This window comes from Chordicoccus furentiruminis (assembly GCF_019355395.1).
Classification (GTDB): Bacteria; Bacillota; Clostridia; order Lachnospirales; family Lachnospiraceae; genus Chordicoccus; species Chordicoccus furentiruminis.
Genome location: NZ_CP048829.1, coordinates 2,335,001 through 2,358,465, shown reverse-complemented (window position 1 = coordinate 2,358,465; position 23,465 = coordinate 2,335,001). Strand labels below are relative to the sequence as shown.

20 protein-coding genes and 1 rRNA gene (1 of these 21 cut by a window edge) are annotated in these 23,465 nt (G+C 59.6%); 6 read left to right on the top strand and 15 right to left on the bottom strand.

The genetic code is table 11. The features are described 5' to 3' along the window. Positions 1-22: 22 nt before the first annotated feature. Together G4C92_RS10680 and G4C92_RS10675 are read right to left on the bottom strand one after the other, a co-directional pair. Positions 23-844 carry a type III pantothenate kinase gene (locus tag G4C92_RS10680; protein ID WP_274939827.1) on the bottom strand — a complete coding sequence of 274 codons (822 nt, stop codon included), beginning with the start codon at positions 842-844 and terminating at the stop codon, positions 23-25. Between the two features lies 1 nt (position 845). Further along, positions 846-1,502 (bottom strand): ECF transporter S component, encoded by a 657-nt coding sequence (locus G4C92_RS10675; RefSeq protein ID WP_274939826.1) that lies wholly within the window; start codon positions 1,500-1,502, stop codon positions 846-848. Between the two features lie 389 nt (positions 1,503-1,891). Between G4C92_RS10675 and coaBC the strand changes: the two genes are divergently transcribed. From coaBC to G4C92_RS10660, 3 genes are read left to right on the top strand one after another with little or no spacing between them, the layout of a single operon-like run. Next, positions 1,892-3,121, top strand: a complete 1,230-nt coding sequence (gene coaBC / locus G4C92_RS10670; RefSeq protein WP_274939825.1) for a bifunctional phosphopantothenoylcysteine decarboxylase/phosphopantothenate--cysteine ligase CoaBC — start codon at positions 1,892-1,894, stop codon at positions 3,119-3,121. A 2-nt stretch (positions 3,122-3,123) separates the two neighbouring features. Further along, positions 3,124-4,209 carry an iron-containing alcohol dehydrogenase family protein gene (locus G4C92_RS10665; protein WP_274939824.1) on the top strand — a complete coding sequence of 362 codons (1,086 nt, stop codon included), beginning with the start codon at positions 3,124-3,126 and terminating at the stop codon, positions 4,207-4,209. After that, complete coding sequence (locus tag G4C92_RS10660) at positions 4,206-4,709, top strand: tRNA (cytidine(34)-2'-O)-methyltransferase (protein ID WP_334299946.1); 504 nt, start codon at positions 4,206-4,208, stop codon at positions 4,707-4,709. Before G4C92_RS10665 ends, G4C92_RS10660 begins: the two co-directional genes overlap by 4 nt. A gap of 24 nt (positions 4,710-4,733) precedes the next feature. On the opposite strand, the gene G4C92_RS10655 is transcribed toward G4C92_RS10660, so the two are convergent. Beyond that, positions 4,734-5,210, bottom strand: a complete 477-nt coding sequence (locus tag G4C92_RS10655; protein ID WP_274939822.1) for a pyridoxamine 5'-phosphate oxidase family protein — start codon at positions 5,208-5,210, stop codon at positions 4,734-4,736. 303 nt (positions 5,211-5,513) lie between these two features. On the opposite strand from G4C92_RS10655, the gene G4C92_RS10650 reads away from it, so the two are divergent. Further along, a complete protein-coding gene (locus tag G4C92_RS10650) occupies positions 5,514-5,981 on the top strand; it encodes a sigma-70 family RNA polymerase sigma factor (protein ID WP_274939821.1) in 468 nt (155 codons plus the stop codon). 6 nt (positions 5,982-5,987) lie between these two features. Next, a complete protein-coding gene (locus G4C92_RS10645) occupies positions 5,988-6,581 on the top strand; it encodes a hypothetical protein (RefSeq protein WP_274939820.1) in 594 nt (197 codons plus the stop codon). A 139-nt stretch (positions 6,582-6,720) separates the two neighbouring features. Here G4C92_RS10645 and G4C92_RS10640 read toward each other — a convergent pair whose 3' ends face one another. Continuing rightward, positions 6,721-7,920 carry a class I SAM-dependent rRNA methyltransferase gene (locus tag G4C92_RS10640; RefSeq protein WP_274939819.1) on the bottom strand — a complete coding sequence of 400 codons (1,200 nt, stop codon included), beginning with the start codon at positions 7,918-7,920 and terminating at the stop codon, positions 6,721-6,723. A 393-nt stretch (positions 7,921-8,313) separates the two neighbouring features. Here G4C92_RS10640 and G4C92_RS10635 point away from each other — a divergent pair, with 393 nt between their 5' ends. Next, on the top strand, positions 8,314-9,210 hold the full coding sequence (locus G4C92_RS10635; protein WP_274939818.1) for a patatin-like phospholipase family protein: 897 nt from the start codon (positions 8,314-8,316) through the stop codon (positions 9,208-9,210). Positions 9,211-9,341: 131 nt separating this feature from the next. Here G4C92_RS10635 and G4C92_RS10630 read toward each other — a convergent pair whose 3' ends face one another. From G4C92_RS10630 to G4C92_RS10580, 11 genes are all read right to left on the bottom strand, one after another. Next, a complete protein-coding gene (locus G4C92_RS10630) occupies positions 9,342-9,926 on the bottom strand; it encodes an NUDIX hydrolase (RefSeq protein WP_274939817.1) in 585 nt (194 codons plus the stop codon). Beyond that, on the bottom strand, positions 9,908-10,378 hold the full coding sequence (locus G4C92_RS10625) for a YbaK/EbsC family protein (RefSeq protein ID WP_274939816.1): 471 nt from the start codon (positions 10,376-10,378) through the stop codon (positions 9,908-9,910). Before G4C92_RS10625 ends, G4C92_RS10630 begins: the two co-directional genes overlap by 19 nt. A gap of 75 nt (positions 10,379-10,453) precedes the next feature. Then, complete coding sequence (ilvN, locus tag G4C92_RS10620) at positions 10,454-10,927, bottom strand: acetolactate synthase small subunit (RefSeq protein ID WP_274939815.1); 474 nt, start codon at positions 10,925-10,927, stop codon at positions 10,454-10,456. Between the two features lie 51 nt (positions 10,928-10,978). Further along, a complete protein-coding gene (gene ilvB / locus G4C92_RS10615) occupies positions 10,979-12,598 on the bottom strand; it encodes a biosynthetic-type acetolactate synthase large subunit (RefSeq protein ID WP_274939814.1) in 1,620 nt (539 codons plus the stop codon). 49 nt (positions 12,599-12,647) lie between these two features. Beyond that, positions 12,648-14,261: an ABC1 kinase family protein gene (locus G4C92_RS10610; RefSeq protein WP_274939813.1), complete on the bottom strand. Its 1,614-nt coding sequence runs from the start codon at positions 14,259-14,261 to the stop codon at positions 12,648-12,650. After that, positions 14,258-14,599: a hypothetical protein gene (locus tag G4C92_RS10605; RefSeq protein ID WP_274939812.1), complete on the bottom strand. Its 342-nt coding sequence runs from the start codon at positions 14,597-14,599 to the stop codon at positions 14,258-14,260. The genes G4C92_RS10610 and G4C92_RS10605 overlap by 4 nt, the downstream gene beginning before the upstream one ends. Before the next feature lie 251 nt (positions 14,600-14,850). Then, on the bottom strand, positions 14,851-15,363 hold the full coding sequence (locus tag G4C92_RS10600; RefSeq protein ID WP_274939811.1) for a ferritin: 513 nt from the start codon (positions 15,361-15,363) through the stop codon (positions 14,851-14,853). 115 nt (positions 15,364-15,478) lie between these two features. After that, a complete protein-coding gene (locus G4C92_RS10595; protein ID WP_274939810.1) occupies positions 15,479-16,579 on the bottom strand; it encodes a DNA/RNA non-specific endonuclease in 1,101 nt (366 codons plus the stop codon). Continuing rightward, positions 16,576-16,986 (bottom strand): hypothetical protein, encoded by a 411-nt coding sequence (locus G4C92_RS10590; protein WP_274939809.1) that lies wholly within the window; start codon positions 16,984-16,986, stop codon positions 16,576-16,578. The genes G4C92_RS10595 and G4C92_RS10590 overlap by 4 nt, the downstream gene beginning before the upstream one ends. Positions 16,987-17,165: 179 nt before the next feature. Further along, positions 17,166-20,486, bottom strand: coding sequence for a glycoside hydrolase family 2 TIM barrel-domain containing protein (locus tag G4C92_RS10585; protein WP_274939808.1), 3,321 nt, complete (start codon positions 20,484-20,486; stop codon positions 17,166-17,168). Positions 20,487-20,716: 230 nt separating this feature from the next. Then, positions 20,717-23,465: ribosomal RNA gene (locus tag G4C92_RS10580) — 23S ribosomal RNA — on the bottom strand (it continues 146 nt past the right edge of the window).

Genomic DNA, 23,465 nt, shown 5'->3' with positions numbered 1-23,465 from the left:
TGCACTTCCCGTTTTTCTCCCGTCAGGCCTTCACTTTCCCGTCCGGCGCATTGTTCCGATACAAGATGAGGAGTCCCTTTAAGAGCAGGTCCGGGTCATAGGTCACCGGCCTCCGTATCCAGGGCAGGACGAGTCTCCCAAGTCCCCCGGTCACGACAAGACGAAGATCCGGCTCGTGAAGCTCCTCCGCAGCGCGCTCCACCGCTCCGTCCAGCATAATCCCGCACGCCGCTGCCGATCCGCTTCGCATACATGCGATCGTGTCCTCTCCGAGCAGCACGTCCGTCCCCTCCGCTTCAAGCTGTGGAAGCTGTGCGGTCCGCTCCGCCAGCGCGTCGAGACCGAGCTGCACACCGGCGGCGATCATCCCGCCGACGAAGCGTCTCTTCCGGTCGACAACAGAGACCGTCGTCGCCGTTCCCAGGTCGCAGACCATGATCGGGGATCCGTAGAAGGCCATCGCGGCCGCCATGTCGACGATCCGGTCCGTCCCAAGAAGAGACACGTCGTACCGTCCCGTCGAAAAGCCGGCATCAAGAGAGGCCTGAGCCCTGAGCGGCACGTGCCCGGTCCCTCGCGCGAGCGCCTCTGTGAGCATTCCATCGAGCTCCGGCACAACGGATGAGAAGACAGATCCCGCGCCTTTAAGATGGTCCGGATCAAGACCTTTGCGGGCCATCGCCTCGGTCATCTCCCGCAGCATCGACTGCGCCGTCCACTTCCGCTGCGTCGGCATCCGGACGGACGTCACGAGTCGGTCCCCGTCAAAGAATCCGGCTACAATATTCGAATTGCCGATGTCCGCTGCCAGCACGTTCATCCCATTGCCTCTCTTTTCATCCATTTCACCGGCTGATCCTGAGCGCACGGGAGAGTCCCATCCCCACGCTGCCTGCGAGCAGACAGCCGACAACAGCTTCAATCACGCCCTGCACCCCGACCAGCGCGACGATGAAACTGATCGGATTCACAGCACCAAGTCCGGCCGCAAGGTTCTGAATGTAATCAGCGTGATAGAAGAATAAAACGAGCGATCCCATGAAGAAAAGCGTGTTGAGAAGCGGCGCCGCAAGGGCCGTCAGATAGAAACGGACCGGGCGCGCCGCCTGGACTTTGGAGAGTCCCTGGAAAAAAAAGCCGTCCAGAATTCCCATCAGCACACGGGCGACGACCGCCGTCACGAAGACGCCGAACGGGTTCACCGTAAAGAGCGTCGTCAGAAGACCACTCGTCCCGTTCACCGCGTTGATAAAACTCGTGATGCCGAATACCGCGCCGCAGATCGCCGATGCCTGCCACCCGACCGTCATCGCGGCGATCGCAACCGGAACGGTCACGATCGACGCGCTTAAGAAAGGCGTACGGATCGTGCCAAGCGGCGTCGTCCCCATCACGAGCGTGACGGCGACGAGAAGCGCAGTCTGAACCATCGTGATCGTCTTTGACCTTACATTTGCGTGATTGACTCTTGGAATTGTCTGTGTGCCAGAATCTGTCATCATGGACTCCTTTCTTCTGGTGAAATCAGATGCATTTTCAGCGCAGAAGTCGCGGAGCCACACCGAATGCGTCCGTATATCCGCCGCGTGCTCTCTGTCCCGATCGGTGTCCGCCGGATCACCGTCGCCTGAGCGCGCCGCCTTGAAGAAGTACGGGCGTGATAGTAGAATAAGGATGTGATTTCGTAAGAAATGCTTCTGCTGCTGTTCCGGACAATCCGGATATAGCGCAGGCTCATTATGACGCAGCCGGTGACGATTTGCAACCGTCATGAAAGAGCGTTTTATAAAAAATGCATTTCCTGAAGGCCGGCAGCCCGGAGGGTGCTTCCCGGCCGCGATTCAAAAGGAAAGATTCGGCAGAACACGATCAGAACATTTGGGAGAATTCTATGCTGAAAGGAAAACACGTGCTTCTCGGCGTGACCGGCGGCATCGCCGCGTACAAAGCCTGCGAACTTGCCTCCGCGCTTGTCAGACAGCACGCCGACGTGAACGTCATCATGACGGCAAACGCGACACAGTTCGTACAGCCGCTGACATTCGACGCGCTGACGCACAACCGGACTGTGACGGACACATTCGACCGCCAGCACGCCTGGGAAATCGAGCACATCTCGCTTGCGGAGAAGGCGGACGTGGTCATCATCGCGCCGGCGACAGCCAACGTGATCGCAAAATTTGCGAACGGTCTCGCGGATGACATGCTGACGACAACCGTCCTCGCGTCGAAGGCGCCGAAACTCATCGCGCCGGCGATGAACACAAATATGTACGAAAACCCGGTGACGCAGCACAATCTCGACCTTCTCCGCACGTACGACTGGGAGATCATCGGTCCCGCAAGCGGCCGCCTCGCCTGCGGCGCGGTCGGGTCCGGAAAGCTTGTCGATCCGTCCGTTCTCCTCGAGGCAGTGGACCATGCGGTCTCGCACGAAAAGGACATGGTGGGACTCCGCGTCCTCGTAACGGCAGGACCCACGCAGGAGGCCATCGACCCGGTCCGCTTCCTCACAAATCACTCGAGTGGCCGGATGGGCTATGCGATTGCGAAAGCGGCCGCCGCGCGCGGCGCCGAGGTGACGCTCGTGTCCGGCCCGGTGCATCTTCCGAAACCCGGTTATGTCCGGACTTATGATATCGTCTCCGCTGAAGACATGTTCTGCGCAGTCCGCGATCTTGCGCCTGACATGGATTTCGTCATAAAGGCCGCAGCCGTCGCGGATTTTCGCCCGGCGCGCGTCTCCGGCGACAAGATCAAGAAAACATCCGGCGACACGCACCCATCTCTTCCACTCGAGGAGACGACCGATATCCTCGCCTGGCTCGGCAGCCACCGCCGCCCCGGCCAGGTGCTCTGCGGCTTCTCGATGGAGACGCGCGACATGATCGAAAATTCGCGTAAAAAGCTCGCGAAGAAGCATGTCGATCTGATCGCCGCCAACAATCTGAAGGAAGAAGGCGCCGGCTTTGAAGTCGGCACGAACGTACTCACGCTGATCAGTGCAGAGGACGAACGGGCGCTTCCGCTCATGAGCAAATACGACGCCGCACAGGCGCTTCTCGACGAGCTGCTCGCGATCCGGCGTAAAAAAAGGACCGAATCCGGAAAGGAAGGATAAAGATGCATCTTGAAATGCCTGTCAGTGTATGGGATGAAGATCAATGTGTGAAAATGCATGCCGCAGACCTTGCGCGCCTCGGCACAAAGGCCCTTCTCGTCACCGGCCGCCACTCTGCAAAGGCGTGCGGGGCACTGGACGATGTCACAGATGCGCTCAGTCAGCACCGGATCTCCTGGACACTCTTCAATGAAATCGAGGAAAACCCGTCCGTCGAGACCATTCTTAGCGCGCGGGAAAAGGGACTTGCCGACGGCGCCGACTTCGTCATCGGAATCGGCGGCGGCTCCGCGATGGACGCCGCGAAGGCGATCGCGCTCCTCATGCGCCACCCGGAAGAAGACGGCGCAGCCCTCTACGATTCGGAAAGCCCGTCCGACGCGCTTCCGGTCGCGGCTGTCCCGACGACCTGCGGGACCGGTTCAGAAGTGACGCCGGTCGCCGTGCTCACGCGCCATGACAAAGAGACGAAGCAGTCGATCTCCCACCGTATCTTCCCGGCTCTTGCTCTGATCGACGGCCGGTACCTGGAATCGGCTCCGCTCTCTCTTATAAGAAATACAGCCGTCGACGCGATCGCGCATCTCTTCGAGAGCGCGGTCAACGCAAAATCAACGCCGCTCAGCCGGATGTTCGTGGACGCGGGCCTTCGTGAGTGGGCCAATAACCGCGCGTTCCTTGAGAGCGGCGACCATGAACTGGCTTCCTGGTCCGGACTTATGAGAGCTTCCGCGATGGCCGGCATGGCGATTGCCCAGACCGGTACGTCCCTTCCGCACGGATTTTCCTACCCAATCACGTACCGGATCCACATGGCCCACGGCCGCGCATGCGGCTATTTCGAGGCAGGGTACCTTCGTGAAGCATCCGCAGGTCTCCGGGACGAACTGCTCACTCTCGCCGGGTTCAGGTCGCTCGACGACTGGCAGAGCTTCTATCGCACCGTCTGCGGCCCGGACCCGCTTCCGGATGAAGAGCTTGAGCACGCCGTCGACGTACTCGCCGGAAATCCCGCAAAGCTGGCCGCTGCCCCCTTTGCCGTTGACCGTGAGACGCTTCATCGGATTGCATTTTTCGGGAGGAAATAATGAACATCGTCCTCTACGAACCGGAAATTCCCTACAATACCGGCAACATCGGCCGCACGTGCGTGGCAGCAGGCGCTGCGCTTCATCTGATCCGCCCGCTCGGCTTCCTCTTAAGCCAGAAGGAAATCCAGCGGGCAGGACTTGACTACTGGCCGAAGCTCGACCTGCATGTCTACGACTGCTATGACGATTTTCTCCGCATAAACGCCGGCGCGAAAATCTGGATGGCGACGACGAAGGCACACCAGCTCTACACGGACGTCCATTACGGGCCGGACGATTTCCTGATGTTCGGTCCAGAGAGCCGCGGCATCCCGGAAGAGATCCTCGTCGACCACGAGAACGACTGCATCCGGATTCCGATGTACGGCGACACGCGCTCGCTGAATTTGTGCAATTCAGCCGCGATCGTGCTCTACGAAGCCCTTCGTCAGAATGGATTCCAGGGTCTTACGCTGAACGGCGCGCTGCACCATCTGCACTGGAAGGACAAATCGTGACATCGCCGGAGGAATATAAAAAGCTCACGACTCCTTGACCCGCTTCCCGGTCATATGCTCAGGCGTAAGTTCGAGGCAGAGCACGTGCGGGCCTGACTTCTCGATTTCATGCTCAATCTCTGCCTCGTCGTCCGTGAATTTCAGGAGGAGATTCCGGCAGATCACCATCGCCTTGTCGTAATCCTCCACTTCGCGGATCCTTCCGAATACAATCACGCTTTGAAAATGCAGCGGCCAGTCCTCACCCTCACGGACTCCCTCATCGATCACGGTGAAGGAGACCTTGTCGCAGGACCGGACCGCGTCGATCTTATGCCCTTCCTTCGCTCCGTGGAAATAAATCTTCCCGTCCTCATCGCAGTACCAGTAGTCGATCGGTATCCCGTACGGATATCCGTCGTCCCCGATCACCGAGAGGACGCCTCTCTTCTCATCTCTCAGAACGTCTTTACACGCCTCGTCGGTCATCTGCTGCTTGAATCTTCTCATCTTGCGGAACATCGTCATCCCTCCTCATCGCATGGTGGGGCGCAAACTCTTCCCGATATGTCTCGTACAGAACCTGCCCGGACCGGTTCTGCCACTTGATTACAGGTCCTGCTCCGTTATTGTACCGGCGGCCCGGCAATTTCTCAACCTGTTCTTGATTCCGCACTCATTTAAGAGGCTTGAAAAAATGACAGGATCTGCCTGCCCGAAATCTTTTCAATCCCCCGGCTATTTTTTTGAAATTCATGAGACCTGAAACGCCCCTCAGGTGTATTTATGGTGAAGGATCCTTTCAGAAAGGAGTTTGCCAGTGACATGAGACAACCTGTGGAAGACCTGGTGAGGATGTATCAGGAGAACCTATTCCGGGCGGCCTTCAGCGTCTGCCGGAACCAGCAGGACGCCGAGGACGTCGTCCAGGAAACATTCATCCGGTACATGCGGTCGGACTGGGATTTTGAGAGCGAGGAGCATATCAAGGCCTGGCTCCTCCGCACCGCCATCAACCAGGCGAAGAACGTAGTGCGTTCGTTCTGGCACCGGAACCGTTCCGGGACGGACGAGTTCCTCGAGCAGACGGCCTTTGCGAAACCCGAGGACAGAGACCTGGTCCAGGCGGTCCTCGCACTGCCCGAGAAATACAGAGTCGTCCTGCACCTCTTCTATTATGAGGACGAATCCGTATCGGACATCGCCTCGCTGCTCAAAATATCAGAAAGTGCTGTCAAGAACCGTCTGCTGCGCGGGCGGAAGATGTTAAAAAATATGCTTAAAGGAGGATGAGACGTCATGACAGAACAGGAAAGATACAAAAGAGCGTTTTCAGCGCTGCATACATCTGACGGTTTTCAGGTGAATTTGAATGAAGAAAAGAAGCCCTCTCACGCCTTCCGGCCTCGCCGCTTCGTGACGGCAGCATGCGTGGCGATGGCTGTCATGGCGGGCGCAACCGCTGCCTACGCGGCCGATGTCGGCGGCATTCAGCGCATCGTTCAGGTCTGGTTTAACGGTGAAATGACCAGTGCGACTCTTAACGTCGACGAATCCGAAGGTTCGTACAAGTTGCAGGATTCAAGCGGAAGTGTCATCCAGGAGGGCGGCGGTGTCGCCTATGATGAGAACGGCAACGAGCGCCCGCTGACCGCCGAGGAGATCCAGGAGAGCATCGAGGACACCGCCAGTGCGGAGATCATCGACGGCCGCATGTACCTGATGTACAGAAACCAGAAGCTCGACATCACGGACAAATTCGACGACAGCGGCTACTGCTACGTCACCGTCAGGAACGGCAGCAATAAGCTGTACTGCACTGTCCGCAAAGACGGCGCGATGGCGTCGAGCTCCGACAAATACATCATGCCGGATGAATTTGATGCGAACTGACATAGAACAGGCATTTTTTCAGAAGACAAGGGCTGTCGCACCATAAAGGATATGGCAGCCCTGTTTCATATAGAAGGCTGTCACGCCGTTCTTAGCGCGACAGCCCCATTATAAATCTTTATTTGTCGGTCGATTCTGTTCACATACTCCCGATGACCTGCAGGATGTAGAACTTCAGGTAATAGGACTCTTCCGCCGTCCAGAGGACCGGATGATCCGGTGACTGGGCCCGCTCCTCAACCTGACGGATCCGTACATGAGCCTCCCGGGCCGCCTCGCGGAGCATCTTCTCAAAAAGCTCCCGCGTCATAAAATGCGAGCAGGAGCAGGTCGCGAGAAAACCGCCCTCCCGGACGAGCCGCATGCCGTCCCGGTTGATCGCGGTGTAGCCGCGCGTCGCATTGCGGACGTTCGCCTTTGATTTCGCGAAGGCGGGCGGATCCAGGATCACCAGATCATACGTTTTCCCTTCCGCGCGCAGCTTCGGCAGAAGATCAAGCACATCCGCGGTCATAAACTCCACATTCGTGAATCCGTTCAGTCCGGCATTTTTCCTTGCCATCCCGACCGCCTCTTCCGAGGCGTCCACGCCGGTCACATGGGCGGCGCCGCCCAACGCCGCGTTCAGCGCGAAGGAGCCGGTATGCGTGAAGCAGTCCAGCACGTCTCCGCCCTTTGCGAGACGCTGGATCGCCAGCCGATTGTATTTCTGATCGAGAAAGAACCCGGTTTTCTGCCCGTCCTTCACGTCCACCAGATAGCGGACGCCGTTCTCCGTGATCCGCACCGTCGTATCAAAGGGCTCGCCGATAAAGCCCTTCTTACGCTCCATGCCCTCCTTCAGCCGCTCCTTCGAGTCGCTGCGCTCATAAATGCCCCGGACGGTGATCCCGTCCTCCGCCAGCACCTCCTTCGCCAGCTCCGCGATCATATCCTTCCAGCGGTCGATGCCCAGCGCGAGGGACTCGACGACCAGCACGTCCTCATATTTGTCGATCGTGATACCCGGCAGATCATCAGCCTCTCCGAAGACCAGCCGGCAGCTCGACGTATCGACGGTTTTCTTCCGATAAGCCCAGGCTCTCGCCAGCCTTTCCCTGAAAAAGGCGCGGTCGATCACCGCCTCCGGATCTCTCGTCAGCATACGCACCCGGATCCGGGAGTGCATGTTGATAAAGCCTGTGCCCAGCGGATAGCCGTCAAAGTCCTCCACTCTCACCAGGTCGCCGTTCGCGAACGTGCCGCTGACCTCCGCGATCTCGTTGTCAAAAATCCAGGCGCCGCCCGATTTGAGCAGCCGTCCCTCATGCTTTCTCAGTTTCACCGTCGCTTCTGTCACTTCGATTCCCCCTTGCCGTGTGCTGTATTCAGAACATTTGTGCAGATTGCTGATTTGTGTTTTACCCCCCCGTTCACAATTTTGTAACATTTTACCTCTAGACTGGCCATGTGCCGGATGGCACATGAGACCAATGAACAGCCCGGGCGGCTGCGCGGTCTCCGGCGGCCGCAGCCCCTCAATGCGGCCGCTTTTTTATGCTCCGGCGCGGATCCTTCCCGGTTGATGAGCCGGTACGGGAGGTACGTTTCCGGGCTCCTGAATCTTTTTATTGTAGCATTCCGCGGCCGCGATTGATAGAATAGGTTGCAGAAATCCGATCAGATGACATGAGCCGGCAGGCTGATCCGGCGGTTCCGTCCGCCGGGCCCTGCTGTACAGGGGGAAATGCAGATGAAGGTATTCAGCAGACTCAATGAAATCCCGGAAGGACTGGCTGATGCGCCGGTCACGCCCGGCACACTGGTGCTGGAGGGCGGCGCCTGGCGCGGGCTCTACACGCAGGGTGCGCTGGACGTGCTGATGCAGGCGGGCATTCTGTTCAAAACGACGGTCGGCGTCTCGGCCGGCGCAATGTCGGGCCTCGGGTATCTGTCAGGCCAGATCGGCTGGGCGCCCCGGATCAACCTCTCCCACCGTCACGACAGCCGGTACTGCGGTCTGGGCGCGGTGAAGAGCGACCACGGCGTCACCGGTTTCACCTATCTTTTCGGCGTGCTGATGAAGGAATCCGGATTCTCGATGGAACGCCTGATGCGGCCGGAGCGGGACTTCTATGCCGTGGCGACTGACATCGACAGCGGCGAAACCGTCTATTTCCGGAAAGGGGAATGCGATATCCTCCGGGCAGTCCGCGCCTCCGCGACAGTTCCGTACGCCTCCCGGCCGGTCGTGATCAAGGGACACGCCTATCTGGACGGCGGCTGCTCGACGAAGATTCCCTACGGATGGGCGAAGGAGCGTTTCGGCGGCAGGATCATGGTGATCCGCACACAGTACGCAGACTATCGGAAGGGCGAACGGAAGCTGACAAAAATTGACCGGCTGATGTACGGTTCCCGGCCCCGTTTCCTCGACGCGATGCTGAAGTCCTATCCGCTCTACAATGCGACGCTGGATGAGATCGACCGCGACACCGCCGCGGGAGAAGCATTCCTTCTGGCTCCGTCCGAGCCCGTGACGATCAGCCGTTTCGAGAAGGATGTGGAGAAGCTGGGTGCGCTCTATGAACTTGGACGGAAGGATATGGCCGATCATCTGGACGAGCTGAAGGCTTATCTGGAAGGATAATGCACCCGGAGCAGCAGGTCTCATGGAATCGTTTCCGCGCAGCGCGCGAACAGAGTCCGCTTCCGCGCGGCACAGAAGGAAGGCCGGCGCCCGCAGGCAATATGCCTGCCGCGCCGGCCCTCCTTCTGCCCTCATTCTCTGCCCTTCAGGGCAAGATACCCGAATATGCCCGCCACCGTCTTGGCGTCGTCGATTCTCCCGTCCGAGATCATCTCCAGCAGTTCCTCCGGGGAATGAACCTCCACGCAGATCTCCTCCGCCGGGTCCAGCTGCTGCGCGCCGGGACTGCTGAGCTTCTCCGCCAGGAAGAGCTCAGTCGTCTCGTCGCACCAGGCGACAGCCGTCCGGAGAGTCGCCAGGTGGCGAAGGCATCCGGCCGTGCATCCGGTCTCCTCCCTCAGTTCCCTCGCCGCGGTTTCCGCCGCGTCCTCATCCGGATGAAGCCTAGCTCCGGCCGGAAGCTCCAGCTCCTCCCGGTCCGCTGCCGGCCGGTACTGCCGGATCATCAGGATCCGTCCGTCCTCTGTCACAGGAATGACGCAGGCGCCACCGCCCCGCCGGTGATGGATGAAATCCCACGTCTCCTCGCTTCCGTCCGGCAGCTGCATCCGGTCCCGGCAGTAGTCCAGCGCCGATCCCGCATAGAGCGTGGTCCGTGAAAGACGGCGCAGCGGGAGCCGGCCTTCCTCTTCCCGGTTTACGCCGTCTCTTTGCATACGTCCACCCAGCCGTCCGCGTCCACCAGCGACTCCAGTTCCGGAATCGTCAGCTTCACCGCGCTGTCATCATCGCCCGCGGCCGGATACACCGTGTCGTACCGTTTCAGCGACTCGTCAAAGTATACCCGGACGCCGTCGTTGATGCCGAAGGGGCAGACGCCGCCTGGCGCGTGTCCCACAATCCGTTCCACGGAATCGCAGGGAATCATCTTCGCCTTGGTGTGAAACGCCGCTTTGAATTTATGATTGTCAACCTTTGCCGTCCCTTCGGTCAGAATCAGGATCGGCTCGCCCCCCACGAGGAAGGACATCGTCTTTGCGATCCGGCCCGGATCCACGCCGAGCGCCTCGGCCGCGAGCTGCACCGTTCCGGTGGGCTCGTCCGGCACAATGATATGATCGCCGAATCCCTTTTCTTCCAGATATGCTCTGGCTCTCTCAAATGACATCGTTCTCTCCCTCTACCGGCGGAACAGCCGGCTGCAGACAGGGCAGCTGCATGTCCGTCAGAATCTTTTCCGTTTTTACCCTTCTCCGATCGCGATCGTGCCAGTCCGCTGCAGCTCCAGTATGCCGAAGGACCGGACGAGCTCAATGAAGTTTTCCACCTGCTCCGGCGTGTCGGTGATCTCGATGACCATGCTTTTCAGCGACAGATGCAGGATTTTCGCGTGCATCACGCTGCAGATCTCGATCAGCGAGGCGCGGTTCGTCGCGGAGTACGCGACCTTGATCAGCATCGTCTCGCGGGCGATGCAGCGGTTCTCCTCCAGCCGCCGGACCTTGATGACGTCGAGCTTTTTGTTCAGATGCTTCTCGATCTGGTCGATGGTCCTCTGATCGCCGGTGGAGACGATCGTCATGCTCGACACGTCGTGCTTGTCCGTCTCCCCCACGGCCAGACTGTCAATGTTGTAGCCCCGCCGCGCGAAAAGGCCGGAGATCTGCGACAGCACGCCGTCTTTGTTTTCCACGAGTACCGAAAATATTCCCTTCACGATTCTCCTCCTTGCGGTGGCCGGATGCCGTAAGCCCCGGCAGGCCCGGATTTATTTGGTCAGATTCGAGCGGTCGATCTCGCAGACCATAAGGCAGGCTCCCGGATCAGCCAGAAAGCGGTCCAGCATGCCGTCCAGCTCACTCATCTCCGCCGCGTGCAGGTAATGCATGTCGTACGCCTCCGCGATCCTGTCGTAGTGCGGATAGCCGTCCAGATCCGTTCCCTCGAAACGGTCGCTGTAAACCTTGTGCTGATGCTCCCGCACCAGACCGAGCCATCCGTTCCGCATCACGAGAATCTTCAGCGGAATCCGGTTCGCCGCGATCGTGCCCAGCTCGTACATCGACATCTGGAAGGAGCCGTCGCCGCAGACCACCACGACCTGACGGTCCGGCGCGCAGATCTTCGCCCCGATGCCGGCCGGAATCGAGTAGCCCATCGTGCCCATGCCGCCCGTCGTGAGGTAGCGACCGTGCTTCATGATGTAGTTGTCCGCCGACCAGAGCTGGTTCTGACCCACGTCCGCGACATAGACCGCGTTGTCTTCCATCTTCGCCGAGAGCGTCTTCACCAGACGCATCGGATTGATGCCGTGCTCGCTGAAGACACGGTGATCCACGGTGCTCCGCTTCATCTCGTTCAGCTCTTCGATCCAGCCGGAGGTGTCGATATGAATGTCTGCCTTCAGCAGTTCCCGGAATATTTCCTTCGCGTCTCCCACCAGCGGAATCGTCGGACCGAGATTCTTTCCGATCTCCGCCGTATCGATGTCGATATGGATGATGGAGACCTGCTTCTCAAGATGCTCAGGCTTCGGGATCGCCCGGTCCGCGATCCGCGCGCCGACGACGATCAGAAGATCGCTGCTGCTCACCGCGCGGTTGGCATAGGGTTTTCCATTGTTCCCGAGCATGCCGAAATACAGCGGGTGGGCCTTCGGAATGACGCCGATTCCCATCATCGTATGGACGCAGGGGATGCCGTTTTTCTCGCAGAATGCAACCAGCTCCCTCTCCGCGCCGGCCAAAATCACGCCGCCGCCCGCGCAGATCAGCGGTTTTTTCGCCCGGTTGACCGCACTGACGACCTTGTGCATCTGCTGCGCGTTCGGAATCGTGCTGGGCCGGTAGCTGCGGATGCTGACCATCTCCGGATACGCAAACGGCTTTCGGAGCTCCGCCATCTGGACGTCGCAGGGCAGATCGATCAGCACCGGTCCCTTCCGACCGGAGGACGCGATATAGAAGGCTTCCCGCACGATGCGGGGAATGTCGTCTGCATTTTTCACAAGATAGCTGTATTTAACGAAGGACTGCGTCGATCCGCGCATGTCGGCTTCCTGAAAAACATCGTGGCCGAGAAGCGGCGTCGCGACCTGGCCCGTGATCGCGATCAGGGGAATGCTGTCCGCATAGGCCGTCGCGAGCGCGGTGATGAGGTTCGTGGCCCCCGGTCCCGATGATGTGCAGCAGACCGCCGGCCGGCCCGAGATACGGGCATATCCGCTGGCCGCATGCCCCGCCGCCTGCTCCTGTCTCACCAGGATGTGATCGATGGACGAGGCGTACATCGCATCATAAAAGGGCGCGATGGCCACGCCCGGATATCCGAAGATCTTCGTGATGCCTTCCAACTCAAGACACTTCACCAGCGCCTGGGCTCCATTCATAGCCAAATCTCCTTCATCTTCTGATCATGTCGCCGTCCGTGCCGTCCGTTCAGCGGCGCCGTCTGATCTTGTAGTAAATGTTGCGGATCACGAGAAACGCGCTGACGCAGATCGCGAAGAGAAACCCCATCGCGCCCAGCAGCGGGATGCCGAAGAACCGCGGCCTCATGTCGGTCATGCAGAGGATGCTGGAACCTATGAGCAGAGCCGCGATGCACAGCCCGATCACGATGTTCCGGACGGCGGCGTTGATGATGGAGGAAAACTCACGCGACGTATGCAGCGTCATGTTCATCCGCCCCTGTCCGGCGAGATATTCCTTCATGATGTCCGTGGTCAGCGATGGAATCTCAACTCCTTTGTCCACTGCGCGCCAGAGCTTCCTGCCCTCCCGCGCCATCTCCTTCCGCAGATCAAGGCTTGAGAGCGTCTCCTCCGTGATCCGGCTCGTCGCGATCTCGATCATGCTGACGTCCGGACTGATCGTCTGAAGCACGCCCTGCATCTGCGTCAACCCCCGGCAGAGCATCGTCATGCCGTGCGGAAGCGAGATCCGGTTCTCCTTCATGATGTCCATAAGGGCGGTCACCATTTCGGCCACATTGATGCTGCCCATCGAAGCTGATCCGTAATCCGCGAGAAACTGGCGGAGATCGGCGTAAAGCTGATTCCGGTCCGGCTTTCCGCGGAAGTCGCCGAGTGAGAGAACCGCGTGCTCCACCCGGTCAAGGTCATGCATCGCGATGCCTCGGACGCCCTCCACCATAATCCGTCGGTCGCGGTCTGTAAGCCTTCCCATCATGCCCATGTCAATCCAGACAATCCTGCCGTCGCAGATCTTCACATTGCCCGGATGCGGATCCGCGTGAAAGAAACCGTCGTCCATGACCTGACGAATGAAGTTGTTGACGAATTTCCGTCCGATTTCGTCGAGGTCATACCCCCACGACCGGAGCGTCTCCACATCGCTGATCGCGCATCCGTCGATGTACTCCATCACGAGCACCTTGCTGCTGGAGTACTGCTCATAGAGCTTCGGGCAGCGCACATAGCGGACGTCCCGGTTGTTCCTCGCAAATTCCAGCATATTGGACTCTTCATGCAGAAAGTTCATCTCCTCCTGCGCGACCGTCCACATCTCGTCCAGCACCATGTCGAAGTCGACCAGCCGTTTCATGTCGCCGACCGGCGGGAGGAATTTCACCGCCCGGTGCATTAACCGGATGTCACGGGCCATCGTGTCGTAGATGCCCTTCCGCTGGACCTTGATGATCACATCCCCGTCTTCCGGCCCGGCCGACGCAAGACGGGCGCGGTGCACCTGGGCGATGGAGGCGGATCCCAGCGGCGTCTCGTCGATCCGTGAGAAGCAGTCGTGCCAGTCGCAGCCGTACGTCTCCCTGAGCACATCCTCCACATCGGAGAAGGGCATCGGCTTCACGCCGGATTCCAGCTTCATCAGCTCCCGGCAGTACCGCTCCGGCAGCACATCGGAATGAAGCGCCATGATCTGGCCCAGCTTGACGTAGGTCGGTCCCAGTTCCTCCAGAATGACGCGCAGCTTCTCCGGCGTGATGCCCCTCGTGATATGATTGTCGGACAGAACCTTCCTGATCTCGGAGAGACGGGAGGAGCTGTCCGACGAGTCCTTTGCCTGTTTCATTTCTCTTCTGTTTTCGCGATCTGCTCCTTGAGAGCCGTCAGTTCCTCGGGCGAAAGTCCGGCCACATAGGCCGCGAAGTCTTTCTTCCCGGGTTTTTCTTCATCCGGCTTCTTCTCCTCCTTCGCCGCCGCGGCTTTCTCCTCCGCCTTCTTCCGGCTCTCCTCCATGTTGTGCTTCAGCTCCTGATTGAGCGCCTTTCCCTGCTCCACGGTGATCTCGCCCCTGCTGACCAGATCATCCAGCACTTCCTGCGACTTTTCCGCCGTCGCCGCTACCGCGCCGATTCCGGCCAGCATCAGTTTCCTGATTCCTTCAGAGAGACTGTTCTTCGTATCCATCGCCTGCACCTCCTTCACTGAGATGCGGCCGCGCCGTCAGATCCTTTCCCTGCGGACCGCCGGCGGACCGCCCCGCGGCGAGCCGCCCTGCGCCCGAAAAAGCGGGCGGAAGGCGGCTCGCCGCCTGTCTTTTTCTGTCAGTATATCACATCCGCTTCCGCCCTTCCACGCCCGTGACACTTCCTGCCGGCGCGGCCGGACAAACCTCACGGAAAGTCCGGTCCATCCGGAGAATGCGCGTGCAAACCGGATCACAGAACCAGCGACGGCGCCGTATAGACGCGGGCGAGAAGCTCCTGATTCAGCGAATAGAGGCCCTTCGGATCCGATCCGTAGAGACGGTACTTGCGGATCAGATCGTCGGCATTCTTCTCCTCCTCGCCCTGTTCCCGGACGAACCAGTCGAAGCACTGCATCGTCCGGTAATCGTGGACGGAATCCGCGGCCGCATAGATATTGTTGATCAGACTGGTGACATACTGCTCGTGCGCAAGCCCCGCCTTCAGCGGATCCTCCGCGCTCGCGTACGTCTCATCCGGCTGATCGATGGCCGTGAAGCTGACATGCTCGCCGTTGTTGTGAAGATACTGGCGCATCAGCATCGCGTGATCACGCTCCTCCTGAGCCTGAATGTCATACCAGTGCGCAAATCCGTCCAGACCGAGATCGTTATAGTAATTGGCGAAATCGAGATAAAGATACGCCGAGTAAAATTCCTTGTTGATCTGCGTGTTGATAAGATCTCTTACTTTTTTATCAAGCATCGTACTGCCTCCCTGTCATATGTTTTCCGCCTGAACATAGGCGTCTTTCTATCTTGCAGAATAACAACCGGCGTCGTATTCGTCAAGACGCCCGGAACGCAGCGTGCCGTCCGCGTCACGGATGGCAGATCCCGCACGGCTCGTAGCCGTCCGCGACTGCCTCCTTCCTTGTGGAAAAGAACACCTTGTTCGCATCGGACATCCGCGCCACGCCGCGGCAGTCGGGGCGATGAAATTTTCCCGTGCTGCAGTTTCCGATATAAGCCGCTTCGGCGGGCTGATTCTGCAGATTCTTCCCGTCCCCGGCGTTCTCCCGCTCCGGAGCCTGGTCTTTTGTCCCGTCCGTCTTCCCGCCGGCGTCGGATCCGGTGAACGCGGGACCCGAACTGCTCCCGTCGGCGTAGTCGATCGTGATGCCCGGCTGCACGTTGTAGCAGAACACATTGAACAGGATGCTTCCGCCACGATCCTCCTCCGATTCCGCTTCCATCAGAACACCGGAAGCCAGCTGATTGTTTCCTTCAAACAGCGGCGTCACCCGGTACAGCACATGGCCGTCCGTCTCCTTCACGTAATCAGCCACCATGTTCTCAAAAGGTTCCATCCCCTCCACGTTCATGTAACGAGTGCCGGTGATCAGATTCTTTTCATTGGCGTTCTCGCCGGACAGCTGGTAGCCGATCAGATGGCACCGGTTGTAGAGATAGTTCCCGTCGATGCCTTCATACTTCACCGTATGCCATCCGGTCGGCCGGACCGATCCGATCTCCTCCCTTTTTTCCGTCGGCATGATGGCCCGGCAGACATTCGCGAAGGCCGTGCCGCACCGCCCCAGCGCATCCAGGTCGCTGTAGGACTCGAAGGCGCCCGCGGTCAGATCCTCGTCATTGAAAAACGGAACGTTGTCATGGATTTCCGTGTATGGGGATCCGGCGTACGCCGGAATATCCGCCGGCGTGACGGTCTTCTCCCATGAATCACCTTCATCGTTCTTCGAACCGGCTCCGTATCCGTCCGGCCCGGCAGCCGGAGCGGAGGAACCGTTGCTTCCCGTATTTCTCCTGTAAACGGACGCAGCCGCGGAGGAAGCGGAAGCCGGACCGGAGGATTCGTTCTCGGTCCGGTACAGAATGAAGACGGCCAGAACCGCCATCAGGATGAAGAGCGCCGACGAGCAGCATCCGCCACGCTGTTTTCTTCTTCGCCTGCGTCTCATCTCATCCACACTTCCAGCGTGATCTTCTCATGGGAGTAACCGGGGAAGTCCCCGGAGGAGACCAGATGCATGCCATGCTCCGACGGAATGAAGTCCAGCTTCCGGTCCGACGGATAGCGCCGGTTCCACCGGAACAGCCAGACCGCCCCGATCCGGCCCGCATACGGCAGAACCGCCTCATTCTCTGCGAAGCAGACGTCGTCGGGCCCGGCATCCCTTAGAAATGTATCCGAGATGACCGCGTTCTCCGGAAACGGATCAAACTGCCCCGCCGTGTACGCGTTCATCCAGAGCAGTCTCCCCTCACTCAGCTCAGCCAGCTTCCGCCGCAGCACGCGGTCCCGCGACTGGCGGCGTTCGTGGAACGTCAGGCCGCCGCCGTCGTCCGTCACCACTGCAAGAATCATCGCCGTACTACTCTCCTTTCCATGAGCAGGCGTTTCCGGCGGAGGGCGTGCTCATTTTGTCCCGGGCGCGGCACCTCCCGTATGATGCCGTGCTCAGGGTTCCGTTCCCGCGCGGCGGCGCCTGACGGCCGGGCTTCTATCCGGCCCGGCCGGCCGCGGCGCCGCCCGCAGAAGCGCACTCAGATTCCGCGGAACGCAAATTCAAAGGTCATGTTCCGTCCCTTCGGGAGAAGGAACTCCTCATGCGTCCGTGCGCCCCATGTGTCGTCACCCGCGATCCCCATCTGCGCGAGAGAGCAGCGGATCCATGTGTGATGCACCTCCGGCAGATCGAACGGATGACCCGCCGCTTCCATCTCATGCGGAGAATACGGCAGAGCGGAGAAGCTCATGCCGCCCCGTGCCGCGCCGGTCATGCCGGGAATCGTATCCGCGGCCGTGCCGCCGAGGAACAGAAGTCCCCGGCCCCGCTCGTCCGTTACCTTCGCCCAGCGGACACCGAGCTGGCTTCCGCATTCCTGGGGAACCAGATAGCGGGCGACGCCGTCCCGCACGGCCCGCTCATAGAGGCCGAGCTTCGCGCCCTGCGTCCGGTCGGCATAGGTTTCGTCCGGGCCGAGCCCGTACCACTCAACATGGTCGTAATCCGCATCCATCCGGAGCAGCATACCGTATTCCGGCATCTCCGGGAGCCCCTCCGCGTTCATCGTCATCTTCACGCGGACGACGCCTTCCCCGCTGACACGATAGCGGATGCGGCAGACCCGGCCCTCCGCGGACGCGGCCACAATGACATCGTATGTCACGTCCACATAATGCTCCGTCTCGTTGATTTCCGGGAAGTAGCGGCCTTCCGGAATCGCTGCAAGACCCGGATACCACCGGTACAGGCTCGCCAGCTTCCAGACGCCGTACCTCGCCGGCATCCCGTTCGCCGTGTCGTTCTGCGTCGGCGCGCGCCAGAAGTTCGGCACGGGGAAGGCGTCCAGCATCTCTTTCCCTCCGTACCGGTACGCCGTCAGCACGCCCCGGTCATGCGAGAAGAGCACCTCGAAATCCCGTCCCCGGATCCCGAGATTGCCGTATCCACGGATGACCTCCATCGGTGCCTCCTCGTTCGCACGGTCCAATCCGGCGGCGAAGAGGCGGTCATTGCCGGCCCGGATAAGCTGGCAGTCCGGAGCGTACCGTCCGGCCGCGTCAAGCGCGCGGCTGACCGCGTCCTTCAGCAGACGCCCCGCCTCCTCCACGGTGAACACTGACTGACCGAAGGCGATTTCATAGCCGGCTCCGGCCCAGAGCGTATCCTGCTTCAGCCTGAAGGAAAGCGTCACCGCGTACTCGCCCGGCTCCCCGGGAAGCGTGAGCGGAAGCGTAACCTCCGTCTCTTCCTGCGGTTCCGCCGCAAGAGATACAGGCGCGCAGGCGATCTGCCTGCCTTCCTTCTCCAGAATCTGGACGATGTCAAACGCGTCCGATGAAAGGAACTGAAGACGGTTCTTCACGCTCGCCCGGAGTACCGCTCCGCCCGGCGCCGTGACGATGCCTTCCTCCGTGCGTTCCTTCTCTCCCTCCGCGGTAATCCGGGCGTCAAAACCCCGGTAGTTATAGCGGACGGACTGCATTTTCGGAGAAGGCGTCCGGTCGTCGCCGTATACGATGCCGTTGCCCGAGAAATCATAATCGCAGGGACGGTCGTCGAAATCGCCGCCGAAAGCCTGGAACTTCTTCCCGTACCGGTCACGCCGCCCGATGGACTGGTCGATGTAGTCCCAGATGAAACCGCCCTGATAGAGCGGTTCCCTCTCCGAAAGATCCGTGTACTTGAACATCGCACCGCAGGAATTCCCCATCGCGTGCGTGTATTCACAGCAGATGAACGGCTTGTCCCGATGTGTGCGGAGGAAAGACTCGATCTGTGTCACAGGGGGATACATCTGACTCTCCATGTCGGAGGTCGCGTTGTAGCGGCGGTCATTTGAAATGCCCTCATAATGGACGAGCCGCGTATCGTCAAGGCTGCGGAACAGCTCGCTCATCTCAAACGGGATTTTCCCGCCCGATGACTCGTTTCCGATCGACCAGATCAGAATCGACGGATGATTCTTGTCCCGCTGGTAACAGGAACGGATGCGGTCAAACATCATGTCCCGGAAGTTCTCCCGATCGCCCGGGACCTTGTACGAGTCGTCAACGGTTCCGGAGGAAAGCCCTCTCTTCGTCGCCGCGTCCCACGCGCCGTGAGCCTCCAGATTGCTCTCGGCGATCATATAAAGGCCGTAGACGTCGCAAAGCTCATAGAGCATCGACGCGTTCGGATAGTGGCTCGTCCGGATCGCGTTAATGTTGCTGCGCTTCATGGTCACGATGTCCTGAAGCACTTCCTCCTTCGTGATCGCCCGGCCTGTCTTCGACGAGAAGTCGTGGCGGTTCACGCCCCGGAACACGATCCGCTTCCCGTTCAGCATCATCAGATGGCGTTTCGGATCCATTTCGAAACGCCGGAAACCTGCATGCTGACGGATTACTTCCTGTAAAATGCTCCCGTCCCCGTTCTGTCTCCGGATCTCGATTTTCAGATCATAGAGATCCGGCTGTTCCGCACTCCAGAGCGCCGGCTCCGTTACGGCGGCCTCGAACTCTGTGACAGCCGTAAACGGAACGGTCCGGGACCAGATGCGGGTCCCTTCTCTCTCAAGAACCGCCGTCACGTCCGCACCGGTGAGATCCTGACCCGCCTGAGCCTGAAGGCGGACCTTCAGAACCGCGTGCCGGAGTGTGTCATCGAGATCGGTCCGGATCCGGATATCCTCCACATGAGCATCCGGGACGGTATACAGGAATACGCTGCGGTAGATGCCGGAAAAACGGAAAAAGTCCTGATCCTCCGCCCAGCTTGAGGAAGTGAAGCGGAACACGCGGACGGCCAGCTTGTTCTCACCTTCCCCTTTCAGATACGGCGTCAGCTCGAACTCCGCGGGATCGAAGCTGTTCTCGGAATACCCGACGAAGGATCCGTTCAGCCAGAGCGCAAAACCGCTCTCCACACCCTGGAAGGAGATGAAAACGCGCCGTCCCTGCATGGACTCCGGCAGGCAGAAGTATTTCACATAGGAAGACGTGGGATTATAGGATGCCGGGACCTGTCCCGGATCGATCCGGTCGTGGCCGTCCCACGGATAGATCACGTTGTTGTAAGCCGGTGCGCCGAAGCCTTCCATCTCCGCGTGGGCCGGAACCCGGATGTCCTGCCAGGGGCGGCAGTCAAAGTCATCATTCCAGAAATCCTTCACCGCGTCTTCCGGCCGGCGCGCCCATGCAAACTTCCAGACACCGTCCAGACTGTAGCGGAAGCTGCTCCGGCCGTCACGCTCCTCCTCCCATGTCCGGTACGCCACGTGATCCGAATGCGGCGCCAGACGTCCGTCCGCAAAATAAGTGGGATCAGCGATCCTTTCCGGATGAAACACGCGCTCCTGTTCCGTCCTGCTCTCCGTCATCTTCTTCCTCCTTCTGCCCGGCCCTCAGCCGGCGTTCTCGCTTTCCTTCATCGTACCCTTCCCGGTTCCGATTCGTCAACGCAAAACGCTCCGCCGGTACGGACGGAGCGTTTGGGCAGGTTCTGGCGAACACAAAAAAAGACCTCCCCGCGAAGGGAGGTCCCACGTACCTTCAAAACCGCATATACCCCGCGCAATCCCAGCCGCGGCCTTCCCGCCGCGCTTTCCTCTTGGTCAGGTCCTCGTTCGATTAGTGACAGTCAGCTACACGCCTTGCGGCGCTTCCACCTCTGCCCTATCAACCTCATCGTCTCTGAGGGAACTTACTTCCTTGAAGGAATGGGAGATCTCATCTTGGGGGGGGCTTCACGCTTAGATGCCTTCAGCGTTTATCCCTGCCCCGCTTGGCTACCCTGCCATGGGCCTGGCGGCCCAACAGGTGCACCAGCGGCGGGTCCAGCCCGGTCCTCTCGTACTAAGGCCAGCTCCCCGCAGATCTCCTGCGCCCACGCCGGATAGGGACCGAACTGTCTCACGACGTTCTGAACCCAGCTCGCGTACCACTTTAATGGGCGAACAGCCCAACCCTTGGGACCTACTACAGCCCCAGGATGTGATGAGCCGACATCGAGGTGCCAAACCACTCCGTCGATGTGAACTCTTGGGAGTGATCAGCCTGTTATCCCCAGGGTAGCTTTTATCCGTTGAGCGATGGCATTCCCACTTACTGCCACCGGATCACTAAGTCCTACTTTCGTACCTGCTCCACCCGTCGGTGTCGCAGTCAAGCTCCCTTCTGCCTTTGCACGCTCCGGATGGTTTCCGTCCATCCTGAGGGAACCTTTGAGCGCCTCCGATACCCTTTCGGAGGCGACCGCCCCAGTCAAACTCCCCGTCTGCCATTGTCCCCCCGCCGGCTTACGGCGGCAGGTTAGAAGCCCAGTCGCTGAAGGGTGGTATCCCAACATTGGCTCCGCATCTGCCGAAACAGCTGCTTCTCTGCCTCCCACCTATCCTGTGCATCATCGACCGGACCCCAGTAACAAACTGGAGTAAAGCTCCATGGGGTCTTTCCGTCCTGGCGCGGGCAGCCAGCATCTTCACTGGCACTTCAATTTCACCGGATGTATTGTTGAGACAGTGCCCAAATCATTACGCCTTTCGTGCGGGTCGGAACTTGCCCGACAAGGAATTTCGCTACCTTAGGACCGTTATAGTTACGGCCGCCGTTTACTGGGGCTTGGATTCAGGGCTTCGCTTTCGCTGACCCCTCCTCGTAACCTTCCAGCACCGGGCAGGCGTCAGCCCATATACGTCGCCTTCCGGCTTTGCATAGACCTGTGTTTTTGCTAAACAGTTGCTTGGGCCTGGACTCTGCGGCCGCCCCGGAGGACGGCACCCCTTCTCCCGAAGTTACGGGGTCATTTTGCCGAGTTCCTTAACAATACTTCTTCCGCCGGCCTTAGGATTCTCTCCTCATCCACCTGTGTCGGTTTACGGTACGGGTACGGTGCGAACGATAGCAGCTTTTCCCGGCACTCCCTCCGCCCTCTCTCCTACTTGAAGTTCGGTCGTCTCACGGAATGGCGTTCCGCATGTCTTTTATCCCATGCCCGCCTTCCCGCTTTCTCCGCGTTTTCCATCCGCGGTCAGACTTTGGAAATGCGTCCCTGCAGTTCTGTCGCATCGCAGTACAGGAATCTCCACCTGTCGTCCATCGGCTACGGCTTCCGCCCTCGCCTTAGGTCCCGACTTACCCAGGGCAGATCAGCTTGACCCTGGAATCCTTGGATATTCGGCCTGAGGGATTCCCGCCCTCATCTCGCTACTCATTCCGGCATTCTCTCTTCCCGCGGGTCCACATGCCCTTGTCGGTCATGCTTCGCCCCCGCGGCAATGCTCCTCTACCGATGGCTTCCGCCATCCCAGAGCTTCGGCGGCGTGTTTCAGCCCCGGTCATTTTCGGCGCAGGACCTCTCGACTAGTGAGCTATTACGCACTCTTTGAATGCGTGGCTGCTTCTGAGCCAACATCCTAGTTGTCTTCGAGATCCCACATCCTTTACCACTTAACACGCACTTTGGGGCCTTAGCTGCTGGTCTGGGCTGTTTCCCTTTTGGCCGCCCGACTTATCTCATGCGGCCTGACTCCCCACCATCGTCTACACGGCATTCGGAGTTTGATAATCTTTGGTAAGCTTTGACGCCCCCGCGGATATTCAGTGCTCTACCTCCGCAAGACTTGGTGAAGGCTAGCCCTAAAGCTATTTCGAGGAGAACCAGCTATCTCCGGGTTCGATTGGAATTTCTCCCCTACCCACCGCTCATCGCCACCCTTTTCAACGGATGTGCGTTCGGACCTCCAGGGCCTTTTACGGCCCCTTCATCCTGGCCATGGGTAGATCACCCGGTTTCGGGTCTGCGTGACGCGACTGGCGCCCTCTTAAGGCTCGGTTTCCCTCCGGGTCCGGATGTCCTCATCCTTTCCCTTGCCGCGTCCCGCAACTCGCCGGACCGTTCTACAAAAAGTACGCGGTCGCACCTGCAAGCGTGGTGCTTCCGCCGGTCGTAAACACAGGGTTTCAGGTTCTCTTTCACTCCCCTCCCGGGGTACTTTTCACCTTTCCCTCACGGTACTGTCCGCTATCGGTCACTGGGTCGTATTTAGCCTTGGGGGGTGGTCCCCCCGACTTCCCACAAGGTTTCCCGTGTCTCGTGGTACTCTGGATCCTGCCCGAACCCTTCCGCTTTCCCTTACGGGGCTTTCACCCTCTCCGGCCGGCTTTCCCAAAACCGTTCCGGTTCGCTTCGGATTCTCTTTGCAGTCCGTAACCCCGGCTGGCAAGCCAGCCGGTTTAGGCTCTTCCGCGTTCGCTCGCCGCTACTGACGGAATCACGTTTGTTTTCTTTTCCTCTCCCTACTTAGATGTTTCAGTTCAGGAGGTTCCCTCCACAGACCTATGGATTCAGTCTGCGGTGC

Bases quoted from the DNA above. Each gene is read 5' to 3' on its own strand.
- G4C92_RS10680 (WP_274939827.1), bottom strand. From the start codon at position 844: ATGGATGAAAAGAGAGGCAATGGGATGAACGTGCTGGCAGCGGACATC.
- G4C92_RS10635 (WP_274939818.1), top strand. From the start codon at position 8,314: ATGAAGGTATTCAGCAGACTCAATGAAATCCCGGAAGGACTGGCTGAT.
- G4C92_RS10605 (WP_274939812.1), bottom strand. From the start codon at position 14,599: ATGGATACGAAGAACAGTCTCTCTGAAGGAATCAGGAAACTGATGCTG.
- G4C92_RS10655 (WP_274939822.1), bottom strand. From the start codon at position 5,210: ATGTTCCGCAAGATGAGAAGATTCAAGCAGCAGATGACCGACGAGGCG.
- coaBC (WP_274939825.1), top strand. From the start codon at position 1,892: ATGCTGAAAGGAAAACACGTGCTTCTCGGCGTGACCGGCGGCATCGCC.
- G4C92_RS10610 (WP_274939813.1), bottom strand. From the start codon at position 14,261: ATGAAACAGGCAAAGGACTCGTCGGACAGCTCCTCCCGTCTCTCCGAG.
- G4C92_RS10630 (WP_274939817.1), bottom strand. From the start codon at position 9,926: ATGCAAAGAGACGGCGTAAACCGGGAAGAGGAAGGCCGGCTCCCGCTG.
- G4C92_RS10665 (WP_274939824.1), top strand. From the start codon at position 3,124: ATGCATCTTGAAATGCCTGTCAGTGTATGGGATGAAGATCAATGTGTG.
- G4C92_RS10600 (WP_274939811.1), bottom strand. From the start codon at position 15,363: ATGCTTGATAAAAAAGTAAGAGATCTTATCAACACGCAGATCAACAAG.
- G4C92_RS10645 (WP_274939820.1), top strand. From the start codon at position 5,988: ATGACAGAACAGGAAAGATACAAAAGAGCGTTTTCAGCGCTGCATACA.
- G4C92_RS10625 (WP_274939816.1), bottom strand. From the start codon at position 10,378: ATGTCATTTGAGAGAGCCAGAGCATATCTGGAAGAAAAGGGATTCGGC.
- G4C92_RS10595 (WP_274939810.1), bottom strand. From the start codon at position 16,579: ATGAGACGCAGGCGAAGAAGAAAACAGCGTGGCGGATGCTGCTCGTCG.
- G4C92_RS10585 (WP_274939808.1), bottom strand. From the start codon at position 20,486: ATGACGGAGAGCAGGACGGAACAGGAGCGCGTGTTTCATCCGGAAAGG.
- ilvB (WP_274939814.1), bottom strand. From the start codon at position 12,598: ATGAATGGAGCCCAGGCGCTGGTGAAGTGTCTTGAGTTGGAAGGCATC.
- G4C92_RS10590 (WP_274939809.1), bottom strand. From the start codon at position 16,986: ATGATTCTTGCAGTGGTGACGGACGACGGCGGCGGCCTGACGTTCCAC.
- G4C92_RS10650 (WP_274939821.1), top strand. From the start codon at position 5,514: ATGAGACAACCTGTGGAAGACCTGGTGAGGATGTATCAGGAGAACCTA.
- G4C92_RS10675 (WP_274939826.1), bottom strand. From the start codon at position 1,502: ATGATGACAGATTCTGGCACACAGACAATTCCAAGAGTCAATCACGCA.